Source organism: Streptomyces sp. NPDC056580 (genome assembly GCF_042793175.1).
Lineage (GTDB): Bacteria > Actinomycetota > Actinomycetes > Streptomycetales > Streptomycetaceae > Streptomyces.
Map to the genome: position 1 here is coordinate 321,969 of NZ_JBHTVE010000005.1, position 14,918 is coordinate 336,886.

Consider the following 14,918-nt stretch of genomic DNA (forward strand, 5'->3'; position numbering starts at 1 on the left):
GCTGGAGCACCGGCGGCCACTGGCTCCGGGAGGAGCCGGCGCCCGGTCCGCACGCGCGCCGGGCGGCACGGCGGCCGTGACCGGGGGCACGCGGCGGCCGGGGCCGCGGAGCCGACGGGAGAGGGGGTGGTCGCGATCCGGGATCGCGACCACCCCCTCTCATGACCCGGAGGCCCTCCGGGCCACAGCCGTCAGGCCCAGGTCATCAGCCGCTTGGGCTGCTCCAGGATCGCCGCCACGTCCGCCAGCACCTTGGAGCCCAGCTCGCCGTCGACCAGGCGGTGGTCGAAGCTCAGCGCGAGCGTCGTCACCTGGCGCGGCTTCACCTTGCCCTTGTGCACCCACGGCTGGAGCTTGATCGCGCCGACCGCGAGAATCGCGGACTCGCCGGGGTTGAGGATCGGCGTGCCGGTGTCGACGCCGAAGACGCCGACGTTGGTGATGGTGACCGTGCCGCCCTGCATCGCGGCCGGCGAGGTCCTGCCCTCGCGCGCCGTGGACACCAGCTCGCCCAGCGACTGCGCCAGTTCGGGCAGCGTCTTGGCGTCGGCGTCCTTGATGTTCGGCACGATCAGGCCGCGGGGGGTGGCGGCCGCGATGCCCAGGTTGACGTAGTGCTTGACCACGATCTCCTGGTTCGCCTCGTCCCAGGACGCGTTGATGTCCGGGTTGCGCCTGATGGCGACCAGCAGCGCCTTGGCGATCAGGAGCAGCGGGTTCACCCGCAGGCCCTGGAACTCCTTGTCCTGCTTGAGTTCCTCGACCAGCTTCATGGTGCGGGTCACGTCCACCGTCACGAACTCCGTGACGTGGGGCGCGGTGAAGGCGGAGCCGACCATCGCGGCCGCCGTCGCCTTGCGGACGCCCTTGACCGGGATCCGGGTCTCGCGCGTGCCGTCCTGGGTAGCGACGGCGGGCGCGGCGGCCGGAGCCGGGGCGGCGGGCGCCTCCACGGCCGGCGCGGCGGTCCCGGCGGCCTTCGGCGCGGCGGCCGCGTGGACGTCCTCACGGGTGATGACGCCGTCCGGGCCGGACGGGGTGATCGTGGCGAGGTCGACGCCGAGGTCCTTGGCCAGCTTGCGCACCGGCGGCTTGGCCAGCGGGCGGGTCTCGGCCGGGGCCGCCGGGGCGCTGTGGCCGTTCAGCTCGGCCTGGACCGCCTGGGCGGCGGCCGGGACGGTGACCTCGGGACCCTTGCGCGGACGGCGCTTGGTGGAGGTGGTGGCCACGCCGTAGCCGACCAGGACCGGCTGGCGGCCCGTCGGCTCGGGCTCCGGCGCCTCGGGCTCCGGTGCGGCGGCGGCCGCCTCCGGCTGCCCGGCGGGGGCCTGCGGCGCGGCACCGCCCGAGACGTCCACCGTGATGATGGCCGTGCCCACGTCGACCGTGGTGCCCTCGGGGAAGCGCAGCTCGCGCACCACGCCGTCGTAGGGGATGGGGAGTTCGACGGCCGCCTTGGCGGTCTCGACCTCGCACACCACCTGGCCGTCGGTGACCGTGTCACCCGGCTGGACGTACCACTTGAGGATCTCGGCCTCGGTGAGCCCCTCGCCCACGTCGGGCATCTTGAACTCGCGTACGGATGCTTCCGTCATCGTCGTCACGAACCCTCTCCTCAGTACGCCAGGGCACGGTCGACGGCGTCGAGCACCCGGTCCAGACCCGGCAGGTACTCCTCCTCCAGGCGGGCCGGCGGGTACGGGGCGTGGTAGCCGCCGACCCGGAGCACCGGGGCCTCCAGGTGGTAGAAGCACCGCTCGGTGATCCGGGCGGCGATCTCGGCGCCGGAGCCGAAGAACACCGGCGCCTCGTGGACCACGACCAGGCGGCGGGTCTTCTCCACCGAGGCCTGGACGGAGTCGAAGTCCAGTGGGCTGACCGAGCGCAGGTCCAGCACCTCCAGGGACTTGCCCTCCTCGGCCGCCGCGGCCGCGACCTCCTGGCACAGCTTCACCATCGGGCCGTACGCGGCCAGGGTCAGGTCCGTGCCCTCCCGCACCACCCGCGCCTTGTGCAGCGGGCCGGGGATCGCATCCGGGTCCACCTCGCCCTTGTCCCAGTAGCGGCGCTTGGGCTCGAAGTAGATCACCGGGTCGTCGCTCTGGATGGCCTGCTGCATCATCCAGTAGGCGTCCGACGCGTTCGACGGGGAGACCACCTTCAGGCCGGCCACGTGCGCGAACAGGGTCTCGGGGGACTCCGAGTGGTGCTCGACGGCGCCGATGCCACCGCCGTAGGGGATGCGGATGACGACGGGCATCTTGACCTTGCCCAGCGACCGGGCGTGCATCTTCGCGAGCTGGGTGACGATCTGGTCGTAGGCCGGGAAGACGAAGCCGTCGAACTGGATCTCCACCACCGGGCGGTAACCGCGCAGGGCGAGACCGATCGCGGTGCCGACGATGCCCGACTCGGCGAGCGGGGTGTCGATGACCCGGCTCTCGCCGAAGTCCTTCTGCAGGCCGTCGGTCACCCGGAAGACACCGCCGAGCTTGCCGACGTCCTCGCCCATGACGACGACCTTGTCGTCCGTCTCCAGAGCGCGCCGCAGCGACTCGTTGATCGCCTTGGCCAGAGCCATCTTCTCGGCCATCTCAGTGACCCCCCTCTGCGTCCGCGAACGACGCCTGGTAGGCGGCGAACTGGGCTCGCTCCTCGTCGACGAGCGCGTGCCCGTCCGCGTACACGTTCTCGAAGATGGCGAAGTGGTCCGGGTCCGGCATGGCGCGGACCGCTTCACGCACCCGCCTGCCCAACGCCTCGGACTCGGTCTCGAGTTCCGCGAAGAATCCCTTGTCCGCGTGATTCGACGCCTCCAGGAACCGGCGCAGGCGCAGGATCGGGTCCTTCGCCTCCCAGGCCAGCCGCTCCTCGTCGCCCCGGTACCGGCTGGGGTCGTCGGAGGTGGTGTGGGCGCCCATGCGGTAGGTGTACGCCTCGACCAGGGTGGGGCCCTCGCCGTTGCGGGCGCGCTCCAGGGCCCACTTGGTGACCGCGAGGCAGGCCAGCACGTCGTTGCCGTCCACCCGCACGCCAGGGAAGCCGAAGCCCTGGGCGCGCTGGTAGAGCGGCACCCGGCTCTGCTTCTCGGTGGGCTCGGAGATCGCCCACTGGTTGTTCTGGCAGAAGAACACCACCGGCGCGTTGTAGACCGCGGAGAAGGTGAACGATTCGGCCACGTCGCCCTGGCTGGAGGCGCCGTCGCCGAAGTAGGCGATGACGGCCGAGTCGGCGCCGTCCTTGGCCACGCCCATCGCGTATCCCGTGGCGTGCAGCGTCTGGGAGCCGATGACGATCGTGTACAGGTGGAAGTTGTTGCCGTTCGGGTCCCAGCCGCCGTTGTTCACGCCGCGGAACATCCCGAGCAGGTTGGTGGGGTCGACCCCGCGGCACCAGGCGACGCCGTGCTCGCGGTAGGTCGGGAAGACGTAGTCGTCGTCGCGCAGGGCCCGGCCGGAGCCGATCTGCGCGGCCTCCTGGCCGAGCAGCGAGGCCCACAGGCCCAGCTCGCCCTGGCGCTGCAGCGCGGTGGCCTCGGCGTCGAAGCGCCGGGTGAGCACCATGTCGCGGTACAGGCCGCGCAGCTCGTCGGGGGTGATCCCGTCGACGTAGCCGTCGTACTCGGCGTTCCTGACCCGCTCGCCCTCGGGCGTCAGCAGCTGCACCAGCTCCGGGTCGGTGCTCTTCCGGGTGGTGCGAGTGGTGCGCTTGGTGCCGGTGGTGCCGGCCTTGCCTGCGGCGCTGCGTCGCGGCTTGCGCGCGGCACTGCTGTCCACGGTCACGTGTGCTCCTCCGTCGTTCCGGCCCCCGGGGTTGCCGGTAGGCCAGTGCGGCTCACCTGTTCTCGACCACCGGGCACGGGGTGGGTGCCACTCGGCCGGGAACAGGCGTGACAGGTGCCCCGGCGAGCGCCCTGCGACGTTTACGTTACCCAGTGCTCCACATATCTGTGAAACCCCTCCTGACCTGCGTTTTTGCTTGGATTTCCAAGTAAATCCGCAGGGGGCGGAAGGTCGCTGGTCACAGCCTTGCAGGAGGCCGGAGCAACGGCACGTTATCCCGGCGACCCCGGACACGGGAAGAGTCGACTTGTGACTCGCGCCTCGCGAACGAAAGTAGACAATTCACGACATGACCGTTGCACCGTCTCGCGATACGAGACGAGATCCTGGACAGCCAGGGACGCGGTCCACCCCTGCGCATCCTGTGACCAAAAGCGATCACCGATGACTGGCTGTGACAAGCCGCAGCTCACGGCGTCTTTTCGTGCCCTAGCATCTGGGGCGTGCCGCGCTCATGTGTACCACCCTCTGTACCCCACGCGCCCCCTCTGGGCGCTCTGCTGCGCCTGTACGCCGCCGGTACCGCCCTCGCCTGCGAACCCGTCGACCAGGGCCTGCTGAACCGCGGCTACCGGGTGCGCACCACCCGCGGCCGCTACTTCCTCAAGCACCACTTCGATCCGGACACCGCCGACCCGGCCGCCATCGAGCGCCGACACCGGGCCACCCAGCGCCTGGCCGACCTGGGCGTCCCCGTCGCCCAGCCGCTCGCCCACCGCGGCGGCCGCACGGTCGCCGTCGTGGGCGGCCACGCCTACGCCCTGCACCCCTGGATCGACGGCCGGCACCGCCACGGCGGCCAGCTCACCCGCTCCGAGAGCGCACATCTGGGGGCCCTCCTGGGCGCCGTGCACGCCTGTCTGGAGCGGGTGATGCCACCCAAGGGGCGCACCCGCCCGGCGAGCGGCCCGCATCCCGTCGAGAGCGCCGACCCGGCCGACACCTTCGCCCTGATCGACGAGCTGCTCGGCCGCGTCCGCCGCCACCGCCCCGCCGACGCCTTCGACGAGCTGGCCCGCCACCGGCTCCTGGAACGCCGCGACCTGCTGGAGCAGCACGCCGGACGGCGTCCGCCGCGCGGCGGCCCGGTCGGCTGGGTGCACGGCGACTTCCACCCCTTCAACCTGCTCTACAGGGACGACGCACCCGCCGCCATCGTCGACTGGGACCGGCTGGGCGTGCAGCCCCGCGCCGAGGAGGCCGTGCGCGCCGCCGCGATCTTCTTCGTACGGCCGGCGGGCGCGCTGGACCTGCCGAAGGTGCGGGCCTACGCGCGTGCGTACCGGCGCGCGGCCCGCGCCACTCCGTCCGAGCTGGCGGCCGCCGTGCACCGGGTGTGGTGGGAGCGGCTGAACGACTTCTGGATGCTGCGCTGGCACTACGAGCGCGGCGACACCCGCGCCGACTGCCAGTTCCCGGCCGCCTCGGCGCTCGCGGTCTGGTGGACGCGCGAGTACGAGGCGGTGCGCGACGCCTTCGCCGGGTGAGGGCGCGGGGGGCGGAACGCCACGCGCGCGGGTGAGCCGTGGCTCGCCCGCGCGCGTGGGAGTGGTTCAGCCGGGCCGGCTCAGGGGGACACCGGGGCCGACGGTGTGACGCCCCCGTCCGAGCCCTCCGTGGCGCCGCCGTCGGTGCCGTCCGTGGTCCCGCCGTCGGTGCCGCCGTCCGTCGGGTCCGACGGCTGCGACTGCGAGGGCGCCGGGTCCGACGGCTCGTTGCTCGGGTTCGCGGTGGCCGGCTGGGACGGGGTGTACGACGGGGTGTAGGACGGCGTTCCCCAGTTGGAGCCGCTGCCGTTGTCCGTCCCCTTGCCGGTGGACGGGTCCGTGGCCTGGTCGGTGTTGTCGTCGGACGGCGACTCGGAGGCCGTCTCGTCCTTCGTGGCCTTGGAGTGCGTCGGCGCCGGCGTGGTCCCGCCGCCGCCGCCGTCGCCGTTGTTGTGGTTGAGCGCCAGCGCGACACCGGCCGCGATCGCGATCACGGCGAGCACGGCGAGGATCCACAGCTTGCCGCGGCCGCTGCCCCGGTTGCCGTGCCCCTCGAAGCCGCCGTCGTCGCCCCCGTACCCGGAGGGCAGGATGGGCTGCGGGATCTGCGCGGTGCCGGCGCCGAAGTCGCCGGGCTGCTGCATCACCGCCGTCCCCGCGAAGCCGGCCGCGGCGGCGCGCCGGCCGTCGTGCGCGTCCACCGGCCCGGTGTTCCAGGTGCCCGTGTGGCCGCCCTGCTCGTAGAGCATCTGCAGGCCGTACTGGATCAGGCCGCGCATCTCCTCGGCGGTCTGGAACCGGTCGTCGGGCTCCTTGGCGAGCGAGCGCATGACCAGGCCGTCCAGCTCCGGCGGACAGGCGTCGGAGGCCTCGGAGGGTGGGGTGGGGATGTCCTGGACGTGCTGGTAGACCACCGAGAGCGGGGTCTCACCGGTGAAGGGCGGCCGCAGGGCGAGGAGCTCGTACAGCAGGCAGCCGGTCGCGTACAGGTCGGAGCGGTGGTCGACGGCCTTGCCGAGCGCCTGCTCGGGGGAGAGGTACTGCGGGGTGCCCATCACCATGCCGGTCTGCGTCATGGTCGTCGACGCGCCGTGCAGCGCGCGGGCGATGCCGAAGTCCATCACCTTCACGGCGCCGTTGTTGGTGATGATGACGTTGGCGGGCTTGATGTCGCGGTGCACGATGCCGTGCTGGTGCGAGTAGGCGAGCGCCTCCAGCACCCCGGAGACGATGATCAGGGCCTGCTCGGGGCCCGGCGCCTCGGCGTTGAGCAGCAGGTCGCGGATGGTGCGGCCCTCGACCAGCTCCATCACGATGTACGGCACCGACTGACCGCCCACGGCGTCCTCGCCGGAGTCGTACACGGCGACGATCGCGTGGTGGTTGAGCCCGGCCACCGACTGGGCCTCACGCGTGAAGCGGGCCTTGGAGACCGGGTCCTCGGCCAGGTCGGCGCGGAGCAGCTTGACCGCGACCGTGCGGCCCAGACGGACGTCCTCGGCCGCGAAGACCTCGGCCATGCCGCCCCGGCCCAGCCGGTGTGTCAGCCGGTACCGGCCGTCGCCGACGAGCCCGCCGTTGCCCCACATCTCCGGCGTCTCTGACATGCCGCCGCCAGTCGCCTCGGGGTCGGACGGGCCCTGGGCGCTGTGCGTCTGTGCCATCGGTCCTCGCCGTCGTTTCTGCCCGCGGTGCGCGCGGTGTTGTCACGGTCTCCGTCGGCCACGCTACAGCCTCCGCGTCCGCCTCCGGTCCGGAACCGGAACCGGAGGCGGCCCGAGACGGACCGGCCATGAAACCCGTAGCACGCGCTCTCGTGCAAATTCTGTGCACCGCTCGTACGTCCGCTGTAACGCTTACGCGACGCTTCTTTCGCGTACGGTCACGGAACGGGCACCGAGCTTGACGTGTCAGTGCCCTCGGGCAGACTTGGCCGGGAATGAGACATTCGATCAAGGCATGTTCGCCCAGCGACGGCGCCGGACGGCCAGTGGGGGACGCGGAGAGATGAGCCAGGACGGCGCACAGGAGCGGTACGCGGGGCGGACGCTGGCCGGCGGCCGCTACCAGCTGCGCGACCTGCTCGGCCAGGGCGGCATGGCCTCGGTCCACCTGGCCTACGACACCGTGCTCGACCGCCAGGTCGCGATCAAGACCCTCCACTCCGAGCTGGGCCGGGAACAGGCCTTCCGCGAGCGGTTCCGGCGTGAGGCCCAGGCCGTGGCCAAGCTCACGCACACCAACATCGTCTCCGTCTTCGACACCGGCGAGGACGCGCTGGACGGCTCGACCATGCCGTACATCGTCATGGAGTACGTCGAGGGCCGTCCGCTGGGCTCGGTCCTGGAGGAGGACGTCCGGCAGTTCGGCGCGATGCCCGCCGACAAGGCGCTGAAGATCACCGCGGACGTGCTGGCGGCGCTGGAGATCAGCCACGAGATGGGCCTGGTCCACCGCGACATCAAGCCGGGCAACGTGATGATGACCAAGCGCGGCGTGGTCAAGGTCATGGACTTCGGCATCGCGCGCGCCATGCAGTCCGGCGTCACCTCGATGACCCAGACCGGCATGGTCGTCGGCACCCCGCAGTACCTCTCGCCCGAGCAGGCCCTCGGCCGGGGCGTGGACGCCCGCTCCGACCTGTACTCGGTCGGCATCATGCTGTTCCAGCTCGTGACCGGGCGGCTGCCGTTCGACGCGGACTCGCCGCTGGCGATCGCCTACGCGCACGTGCAGGAGGAGCCGGTCGAGCCCTCCTCGATCAACCGCTCGCTGCCGCCCGCGGTGGACGCGCTGGTCTCCCGCGCCCTGAAGAAGAACCCGAACGAGCGCTTCCCGACCGCCGAGTCCATGCGCGACGAGTGCCTGCGGGTCGCCGCCTCCCTGCACACGGCCCCGCCCAGCATCGTGCCCGGCGCCGGGCAGGCGCAGAGCGGCGCGGGCGTGGGCGCCACGGTGTTCCCGCCCGTCGACCAGGCGGCCCCGGCCCCCACCGGCCCGGTGCAGACGCCGTACCAGCCGAACCCGTACGGCACCCCGGCGCCCACCCCGGCGTACGGCTACCCCCAGCAGGGCGGCTACCAGACGCCGGTGGCGTACGGGCAGCAGTCCCCCTCGACCCCGCCGCCTTACAGCATCACGCCGCAGACGGCCGTGCAGTCCCCGGGCGGGGGCGGCGGCAGGAGCAACAAGCCGGTGATCGTCGGCTCGATCGTGGTGTCCCTCGTCGCGGTCGTCGGCCTGGTCGTCGCGCTGACCCTGAACAGCGGCGGCACGGACGACAAGGGCGGCGGCGACCCCAGCTCCTCGGCCTCGGCCCACGCGGCGGGCTACCGGGGACCGGACACCTCCAAGACGGTCGAGGAGACCGACTGCACGGAGCCGGAGGAGTCGTACAACGACGAGAAGAAGATCCAGCTCCCGGACTTCCGCTTCAAGTACATCAAGTCCGTCAAGGAGTGCGCGGCGGCCGCGGGCTGGCGCGTGACCACCAAGGACGTCGACGAGAACACCTACGGCCAGGGCGCGATCATCGACCAGTTCCCGAAGCCCGGCACGGACGTCGATCCGAAGGACGTGGAGATCCAGCTCAACGTCTCGACGGGCAACCCCTGACGCGGCCCGGCCGCGCCCCGCGGCCATGAGGAAGGGCCCGGCGGAACACCGCCGGGCCCTCGTCGTTCACGCCGGGCGGACCGGCCCGCCCGGCCCGGGGCAGGGACTACAGGTACGGGCCGCCCGAACGGCCGCCCGTGCGCGGGTCGTCGCCGCCCTCGTGGCCCACGCCCGGCGGCAGCGCGCGGCGCATCTGCTCGAGCTGGGCGCGCGCGGCCATCTGCTGGGCGAACAGCGTCGTCTGGATGCCGTGGAACAGGCCCTCCAGCCAGCCCACCAACTGGGCCTGCGCGATGCGCAGTTCCGCGTCGCTCGGCGTGGTGTCGTCGGTGAACGGCAGCGACAGCCGCTCCAACTCCTCGACCAGCTCCGGCGCCAGACCGTCCTCCAGCTCCTTGACCGAGCTGCGGTGGATGTCCTTGAGCCGGGCCCGGCTGGCCTCGTCGAGAGGAGCCACCCGGACCTCTTCGAGCAGCTGCTTGATCATGCTGCCGATCCGCATCACCTTCGCCGGCTGCTCGACCTGATCCGTCACCGGCGTCTCACGGGAGTCCTCGTCCCCGCCGCCGATCGCCATGCCGTCCTGGCCCACGACCAGGATCTGGGGATTCTCCGGCGACCGTTCGTTCCTCGGCATCTCCATGCCGCCATTGTCTCGCACGCCCTCACCTCATCACCGTGCTGCCCCCTCATAGGGCAGATCCACCCTTTAGCTCCGACGGAGCAATCCGGAATGCCAGGTCTGCCCCACGATGTGAGGCTGGCTTGCGTCGATGTTGACGACTGGGCTCCGGGAGGTCACCGCCGTGACTCCATGGCTGCGACTCACGCTCCGCCTCGTACCACTGCTGCTCGCCCTCGCGACGGCGCCGGTGTACGGCACGGCCTCCGCGTACGGCGCGCAGGCCGGACCACCGGGCCCGCCCGTACCCGCGGCCCGGCCCGTCACGCCGGTCGACCCGGCCGCTCCGGCCTTCGCCTCCCCGGCCGCTTCGCACCCCGAGTCCCACCCCCACGGCCACTCCCGTCCGGCCGCCGAGCCGTCCCGGGCCGGGAGCAGGGCCGGTGAGGGCCGGATGCGTCCCGGCCGCCCGGACGGACCGGTCGCCGAGGTGGAGGGCGACGACGGCTCCGGGACGATGCCCGACGTCCCCGACCCCGCGGGTCCGCAGGAACCGGAGACCGCCGACCTCCCCGCGGTCTCGGCGACCGCCTCCCTCCCGCCGGAGGAGGCCGGCCTGGATCCCGCCCGGTCCCCGCGGCCGACCGCGACGCGGAACGACGCGAGCCAGGACGCCGCCCCGGACGGGCCGACGCTGGAGATCCTCCCGCTGGGAACCGGGCTGGTCCTCATCGGTCTCGGCCTGGGCCTGGCGCTCCTGGGCCTGCGGATCCGCCGGAGCTGACCGGCCCGGACACCGCCGCCGCACGGACCGGCGGGCCGGACGGGAGCGCCACGGTCACGGGCGGCACCGTCACGGGCGCCACAGTCCCGTGCGGCAGAGCCACGGGTACCACGGTCATGTGCGGCACCGTCACGTGCACCACGGTCACGGGCGGCAGGGTCGCGGGCGGCAGGGTCACGGGCGCCGCGGTCACGGGGCGATCAGCAGCACCTTGCCGATGTGGCCGCTCGCCTCGACCACCCGGTGCGCCTCGGCCGCCTCTGGCATCGGCAGCTCACGGTCGACGACCGGCCTGACGTGCCCCCCGGCCAGCAGCGGCCACACGTGCTCGGCCACGGCGGCCACGATCGCGGCCTTCTCGCTCAGCGGGCGGGCCCGCAGGGAGGTCGCGCTGATGGCGGCCCGCTTGCTCAGCAAGGTGCCGATGTTCAGTTCGCCCTTGACCCCGCCCTGCATGCCGATGATCGCGAGCCGGCCGTTGACGGCGAGGGCCTGGACGTTGCGGTTCAGGTACTTGGCGCCCATGTTGTCGAGGATGACATCGGCGCCCGCGCCGCCCGTCGCCTGCTTGATCTCGGCGACGAAGTCCTGGTCGCGGTAGTTGATCAGGATGTCCGCGCCGAGCTCGGCGCAGTAGTCCAGCTTCTCCTTGGTCCCGGCGGTCACCGCGACCCTGGCTCCGACGGCCTTGGCGAGCTGGATGGCCATGGTGCCGATGCCGCTGGAGCCGCCGTGCACCAGCAGGGTCTCGGCCGGGCGCAGATGGGCGACCATGAAGACGTTGGACCAGACGGTGCAGACCACCTCGGGCAGCGCGGCCGCCTGCCTCAGGTCGACGCCCTCCGGCACCGGCAGCAACTGCCCGGACGGCACCACGACCTTCTGGGCGTAGCCGCCGCCCGCGAGCAGCGCGCACACCTCGTCGCCCACGGCCCAGCCGGAGACCCCGGGGCCGAGGGCGGCGATCCTTCCGGAGCACTCCAGGCCGGGGTACGGGGACGCGCCCGGCGGCGGGTCGTAGAAGCCCTGCCGCTGCATGATGTCGGCGCGGTTGACGGCACTGGCCACCACCTCGACCAGTACTTCGCCTTCGCCGGGAACCGGTTCGGGGACCTCGTCCCACACCAGCGCCTCGGGCCCACCAGGTTCGGGAATCGTGATCGCATGCATGCCCGTGACGCTACTCCTCACCGGCGCCCTCCCCGGGGCAGGCCCGCTCAGTCGCTCGGCAGCGGACGGTGGTGCGGGGTGACCCGGGCGCCCGGGCTTACCCGGACGATGGTGATCAGGCGGTCCGTCAGCTCCAGCGATCCGATGGACGGGTCGTCGTAGCCGAGCACCCGGTGCCCGCGGACCACGCTGACCACGAGGTCGTCCGTCTCACGCGGGCCCTTGCCCACCTCCGCCCGCACCACGGGCCGTTCCATGATGTCGAGCCCGCTGCCCTGCTGGATCAGGTCCTCCATCACCATGCCGGCAGCCGGACTGAGCACGGACAGACCGAGCAGCCGGCCGGCCGCGCCCGAGCTGGTGATGACCGCGTCGGCGCCCGACTGCTTGAGCAGTGGGGCGTTCTCCTCCTCACGGACCGCGGCCACGATCTTCGCGCTCCGGTTGAGCTGCCTGGCGGTGAGGGTGACCAGCACGGCGGTGTCGTCGCGCTGCGGGGCGACGATGATCTGCCGCGCCTTGTGCACCTCGGCCCGCCGGAGCACGTCGCTGCGGGTGGCGTCGCCTATGACACCCGCGAAGCCCTCGGCCGTCGCGGCGTCGACCGCCTTGGAGCTGGGGTCGACCACGACCACCTGCTCCGCCTTCAGGCCTGTTGCGCAGACGGTCTGGATGGCGGACCGCCCCTTGGTGCCGTAGCCGATGACGACGGTGTGGTCGCGCAAGGTGGACCTCCAGCGGTTCAGGCGCCATTCCTCCCGGGTGCGTTCGGTGAGGACCTCCAGCGTGGTGCCGACCAGGATGATCAGGAACAGCACCCGCAGGGGCGTGATGACGAAGATGTTGGTGAGCCGGGCGCTGTCGCTGACGGGTGTGATGTCGCCGTACCCGGTGGTGGAGAGCGTGACGGTCGCGTAGTAGAACGCGTCCAGCAGGTCCACGGAGTTGTCGGAGCTGTCGCGGTAGCCGTCGCGGTCGGCGTAGACGACCAACGCGGTGACGACCAGCACCAGCAGGGCCATGAGCAGCCGTTTGCCGACCTGGCGGATCGGGCGCTCCACCACCTTCCTGGGGAGCTGCACCCGCTGGGCCACCAGATGCTCGTCCGCTCGGCGGGCGATGGCGTCATGACCCGGAAGTTTCACGTGAAACACACCCCGATTCCCGCTGCGGCCCACGGCAGGTCCAGCAGCTCCGTCTCCTCCCCCTGCTGTGCCCCGCCCGGCGGCACGACAGCCATCGCGTCGGCGACGGCGATCCCGCGCAGCATGGCCGGACCGTTGTAGTGCAGCGGCACGGCACGGTCACCGCGCAGCACCACGGGCACGAGCCTGGTGTCGTAGGGATGCCCGTGCACCGCCTCGTCCACTGCCAGCGTGTACGGCTCCGGGGCCGGGCGTGCGGCGAGGGTGCGCAGCAGCGGCTCGGCGAGCGTGAGCAGGCCGGAGACGGCCGCGAGGGGGTTGCCGGGCAGGCCGACGAGGTGCTGGTTCTCCTTGGTGCGGGCCAGCAGCATGGGGTGTCCCGGGCGCACCTTGACCCCGTCGACGAGGAGTTCGGCGCCGATGCGCTCCAACGTGGGGTGGACGTGGTCGACCGGTCCGGCGGCGGTTCCGCCGGTGGTCACCACGAGATCGGCCCGGGAACCGGTGAGCGCCTTGCGCAGGGCCCCGGCGTCGTCCCCCAGCCGTCGTACGCCGACGACATCGGCGCCCATCGCCCGCAGCCAGGGCGGCAGCATGGGGCCGAGCGCGTCCCGGATCAATCCGTCGTGCGGACGTCCCTTGCTGAGCAACTCGTCACCCAGGACCAGGACTTCCACGCGGGGCCGGGGGACGGCGGTGACGGTGTCGTACCCGGCGGCCGCGGCCAGCCCCAGGACGGCGGGGGTGACGAGGGTGCCGACCGGGAGGAGCTGATCGCCGCTGCGGCATTCCTGGCCGCGGGGGCGGATGTCCTGGCCGTGGTTCATGTCGCGGGTGGCGTGCAGCCTGCCCTGGGGATCCGTGCGGCCGTGTTCGCTGCGCAGCACGGCGGTGGTGTCGGCCGGCACGCGTGCGCCGGTGGCGATGCGTACCGCCTCGCCGTCGGTGAGCGGCTCGGGCTGCGCGTGCCCGGCGAGCGCGCCCTGCTCCCGCACCGCCCAGGGGCCGGGTCCGGCGACCGCCCAGCCGTCCATCGCGGAGGTGTCGAAGGAGGGCAGGTCGGTGAGGGCGTCGAGCGGGGTGGCGAGGACCAGGCCGAGGGCGTCGGCGAGAGGGACGGAGACAGGGGTCCGCCGGCTGCCCGAGCGGGCCGCGCGGGCGGCGATCTCGCGGGCCCGGGGCCAGGCGGTGGCGCGGTGCCGCTCGTGCCGCCGGTCCTCACCGGTGGCGGCGGGCACGGCCGCGCCACCGTCGTCCTTGGGTTCCCTCACGAGGGCCAGGGCCTCCTCGACGTCGAGGTCGTCGCTGTCCTCGGCGGGCGCTCCGGCCCGGGTGCCGGGACTCATCGCGGTTCCGGAGCGGGCGCGCCCCCGGCGCTGTCCTTGTCGCCGCCGCTCTCTTCCTCCCAGCGCAGCGCCAGCGCGGCGGCCTTGCGGGCGGCCTCGGCGACGGCTTCGGGGCCGCCTCCGGCCCGGGCGGCGGCGTAGCCGACGAGGAAGGTGGTCAGCGGCGCGGCCGGCCGGGCGACGCCGTGCGCGGCGTCGCGGGCCAGGTCGAGCAGAAGCCCGGTGTCGACGTCCAGGTCGATGCCCAGCTCGTCCTTGACTGCGGAGATCCATTCATCCAACACGTGCCCATGCTCCCTGATGCGTGCCCTGGCGTCGGCGATGTCGTCCCAGGTGTCGCAGTCGAAGGAGGCGAGCGGGTCCGGGACGCGGGTGAGCTGGAGGGCGCCGGTCAGCCTCCGCAGGGGCAGCCCGGTGAGACCGCCGTGCCCGGCGGCCAGAGCGGCCAGTTCACGGCGCAGCGCGGCGGTGCGGTAGGCGGCCACGAGCGGCTGGTCCCGGCCCTCGGCGTCGGTGAGCAGCGCGCCGTCGGCACCGGTGTCCCGCAGGGCCGTCAGCAGCCGCCGCACCGTGGCCGATTCGAGGAACGGCAGGTCAGCGGAGAGGACGGCGGTGTACTCGGCGGTGGTCAGCCGCAGCCCGGCCTCCAGGGCGGCGACGGGCCCGCCGCCGGACGGTTCCTCGCGGGCCCAGCGCACCGGGCGCGCGGTGGGGCGGGCATCGGCGACGACGACGGTCGTGGCCGCTCCGGAGCAGGCCGTGAGCACCCGGTCGAGCAGGGACCGGCCGCCGACCCGTACCGCGGGCTTGTCGGCGCCGCCGAGCCGCCGGGCGGCACCGCCGGCCAGCACGACGGCGTCGTACGGCGCGGCGGTCCCGGGCGCGGCGGGGGCGTTCTCGGTCACCC

12 protein-coding genes are annotated in these 14,918 nt (G+C 72.9%); 3 read left to right on the forward strand and 9 right to left on the reverse strand.

Annotated features, from left to right (window positions below; all coding sequences use genetic code 11):
• Nucleotides 1-191 precede the first annotated feature (191 nt).
• The 3 genes from ACFQ9Z_RS12865 to pdhA are packed head-to-tail and all read right to left on the reverse strand — an operon-like array spanning nucleotide 192 to nucleotide 3,782.
• Complete coding sequence (locus tag ACFQ9Z_RS12865) at nucleotides 192-1,604, reverse strand: dihydrolipoamide acetyltransferase family protein (protein WP_383015311.1); 1,413 nt, start codon at nucleotides 1,602-1,604, stop codon at nucleotides 192-194.
• Between the two features lie 11 nt (nucleotides 1,605-1,615).
• Entirely contained in the window at nucleotides 1,616-2,593 is a 978-nt protein-coding gene (locus ACFQ9Z_RS12870) for an alpha-ketoacid dehydrogenase subunit beta (protein ID WP_383015314.1), read from the reverse strand.
• Between the two features lies 1 nt (nucleotide 2,594).
• On the reverse strand, nucleotides 2,595-3,782 hold the full coding sequence (gene pdhA, locus ACFQ9Z_RS12875; protein ID WP_383015317.1) for a pyruvate dehydrogenase (acetyl-transferring) E1 component subunit alpha: 1,188 nt from the start codon (nucleotides 3,780-3,782) through the stop codon (nucleotides 2,595-2,597).
• A 503-nt stretch (nucleotides 3,783-4,285) separates the two neighbouring features.
• On the opposite strand from pdhA, the gene ACFQ9Z_RS12880 reads away from it, so the two are divergent.
• Nucleotides 4,286-5,329, forward strand: coding sequence for a phosphotransferase (locus ACFQ9Z_RS12880; RefSeq protein ID WP_383015320.1), 1,044 nt, complete (start codon nucleotides 4,286-4,288; stop codon nucleotides 5,327-5,329).
• 80 nt (nucleotides 5,330-5,409) lie between these two features.
• On the opposite strand, the gene ACFQ9Z_RS12885 is transcribed toward ACFQ9Z_RS12880, so the two are convergent.
• Nucleotides 5,410-6,993 (reverse strand): protein kinase, encoded by a 1,584-nt coding sequence (locus tag ACFQ9Z_RS12885; protein ID WP_383015323.1) that lies wholly within the window; start codon nucleotides 6,991-6,993, stop codon nucleotides 5,410-5,412.
• Nucleotides 6,994-7,336: 343 nt separating this feature from the next.
• Here ACFQ9Z_RS12885 and ACFQ9Z_RS12890 point away from each other — a divergent pair, with 343 nt between their 5' ends.
• On the forward strand, nucleotides 7,337-8,944 hold the full coding sequence (locus ACFQ9Z_RS12890) for a protein kinase (RefSeq protein WP_383015326.1): 1,608 nt from the start codon (nucleotides 7,337-7,339) through the stop codon (nucleotides 8,942-8,944).
• A gap of 106 nt (nucleotides 8,945-9,050) precedes the next feature.
• Here the strand turns inward: ACFQ9Z_RS12890 and ACFQ9Z_RS12895 are convergent, their stop codons facing one another.
• Nucleotides 9,051-9,587: a bacterial proteasome activator family protein gene (locus ACFQ9Z_RS12895; RefSeq protein WP_143630103.1), complete on the reverse strand. Its 537-nt coding sequence runs from the start codon at nucleotides 9,585-9,587 to the stop codon at nucleotides 9,051-9,053.
• 163 nt (nucleotides 9,588-9,750) lie between these two features.
• Between ACFQ9Z_RS12895 and ACFQ9Z_RS12900 the strand changes: the two genes are divergently transcribed.
• Entirely contained in the window at nucleotides 9,751-10,350 is a 600-nt protein-coding gene (locus ACFQ9Z_RS12900; protein WP_383015329.1) for a hypothetical protein, read from the forward strand.
• Nucleotides 10,351-10,539: 189 nt separating this feature from the next.
• Here ACFQ9Z_RS12900 and ACFQ9Z_RS12905 read toward each other — a convergent pair whose 3' ends face one another.
• The 4 genes from ACFQ9Z_RS12905 to ACFQ9Z_RS12920 are packed head-to-tail and all read right to left on the reverse strand — an operon-like array spanning nucleotide 10,540 to nucleotide 14,916.
• On the reverse strand, nucleotides 10,540-11,520 hold the full coding sequence (locus tag ACFQ9Z_RS12905) for an NAD(P)H-quinone oxidoreductase (RefSeq protein ID WP_383015332.1): 981 nt from the start codon (nucleotides 11,518-11,520) through the stop codon (nucleotides 10,540-10,542).
• 47 nt (nucleotides 11,521-11,567) lie between these two features.
• Nucleotides 11,568-12,665, reverse strand: coding sequence for a potassium channel family protein (locus ACFQ9Z_RS12910; protein ID WP_383015335.1), 1,098 nt, complete (start codon nucleotides 12,663-12,665; stop codon nucleotides 11,568-11,570).
• Nucleotides 12,662-14,011, reverse strand: coding sequence for a molybdopterin molybdotransferase MoeA (locus tag ACFQ9Z_RS12915; protein ID WP_383015338.1), 1,350 nt, complete (start codon nucleotides 14,009-14,011; stop codon nucleotides 12,662-12,664). Before ACFQ9Z_RS12915 ends, ACFQ9Z_RS12910 begins: the two co-directional genes overlap by 4 nt.
• On the reverse strand, nucleotides 14,008-14,916 hold the full coding sequence (locus tag ACFQ9Z_RS12920; RefSeq protein WP_383015341.1) for an NTP transferase domain-containing protein: 909 nt from the start codon (nucleotides 14,914-14,916) through the stop codon (nucleotides 14,008-14,010). Before ACFQ9Z_RS12920 ends, ACFQ9Z_RS12915 begins: the two co-directional genes overlap by 4 nt.
• Nucleotides 14,917-14,918: the final 2 nt, after the last annotated feature.

Coding starts and splice junctions, on each gene's coding strand:
- ACFQ9Z_RS12885 (WP_383015323.1), bottom strand. CDS start 6,993: ATGGCACAGACGCACAGCGCCCAGGGCCCGTCCGACCCCGAGGCGACT.
- ACFQ9Z_RS12915 (WP_383015338.1), bottom strand. CDS start 14,011: ATGAGTCCCGGCACCCGGGCCGGAGCGCCCGCCGAGGACAGCGACGAC.
- ACFQ9Z_RS12870 (WP_383015314.1), bottom strand. CDS start 2,593: ATGGCCGAGAAGATGGCTCTGGCCAAGGCGATCAACGAGTCGCTGCGG.
- ACFQ9Z_RS12895 (WP_143630103.1), bottom strand. CDS start 9,587: ATGGAGATGCCGAGGAACGAACGGTCGCCGGAGAATCCCCAGATCCTG.
- ACFQ9Z_RS12890 (WP_383015326.1), top strand. CDS start 7,337: ATGAGCCAGGACGGCGCACAGGAGCGGTACGCGGGGCGGACGCTGGCC.
- ACFQ9Z_RS12905 (WP_383015332.1), bottom strand. CDS start 11,520: ATGCATGCGATCACGATTCCCGAACCTGGTGGGCCCGAGGCGCTGGTG.